Source organism: Specibacter sp. NPDC078709 (genome assembly GCF_040686795.1).
GTDB lineage: Bacteria > Actinomycetota > Actinomycetes > Actinomycetales > Micrococcaceae > Specibacter.
Genome location: NZ_JBFBLU010000024.1, coordinates 1 through 1,046 on the forward strand (window position 1 = coordinate 1; position 1,046 = coordinate 1,046).

General features: G+C 53.0%; 1 rRNA gene. It reads left to right on the forward strand.

Features of this window, described 5'->3' with window-relative positions:
• Positions 1–1,033 (forward strand): 23S ribosomal RNA (locus tag AB0P14_RS17925); the annotation flags it as partial.
• Positions 1,034–1,046: the final 13 nt, after the last annotated feature.

The window sequence follows — 1,046 nt, forward strand, 5'->3', positions numbered from 1 at the left end:
AGCGAAGCTGAGAATTTAAGCCCCAGTAAACGGCGGTGGTAACTATAACCATCCTAAGGTAGCGAAATTCCTTGTCGGGTAAGTTCCGACCTGCACGAATGGAGTAACGACTTCCCCGCTGTCTCAACCATAAACTCGGCGAAATTGCAGTACGAGTAAAGATGCTCGTTACGCGCAGCAGGACGGAAAGACCCCGAGACCTTTACTATAGTTTGGTATTGGTGTTCGGAGTGGCTTGTGTAGGATAGGTGGGAGACTGTGAAGCTACAACGCTAGTTGTGGTGGAGTCATCGTTGAAATACCACTCTGGTCACTTTGGACATCTAACTTCGGCCCGTAATCCGGGTCAGGGACAGTGCCTGATGGGTAGTTTAACTGGGGCGGTTGCCTCCTAAAAAGTAACGGAGGCGCCCAAAGGTTCCCTCAGCCTGGTTGGCAATCAGGTTTCGAGTGTAAGTGCACAAGGGAGCTTGACTGTGAGAGGGACACCTCGAGCAGGGACGAAAGTCGGGACTAGTGATCCGGCGGCACATTGTGGAATGGCCGTCGCTCAACGGATAAAAGGTACCTCGGGGATAACAGGCTGATCTTGCCCAAGAGTCCATATCGACGGCATGGTTTGGCACCTCGATGTCGGCTCGTCGCATCCTGGGGCTGGAGTAGGTCCCAAGGGTTGGGCTGTTCGCCCATTAAAGCGGTACGCGAGCTGGGTTTAGAACGTCGTGAGACAGTTCGGTCCCTATCCGCTGCGCGCGCAGGAAATTTGAGAAGGTCTGTCCTTAGTACGAGAGGACCGGGACGGACGAACCTCTGGTGTGTCAGTTGTACTGCCAAGTGCATCGCTGATTAGCTACGTTCGGATGGGATAACCGCTGAAAGCATCTAAGCGGGAAGCCCGCTTCAAGATGAGATTTCCATACACGTAAGTGTGAGAGGCTCCCAGCAGACCACTGGGTTGATAGGCCGGATGTGGAAGCGAGGACTAAAGACTCGTGAAGCTGACCGGTACTAATAAGCCGATAACTTACACCACACACACTCTTATA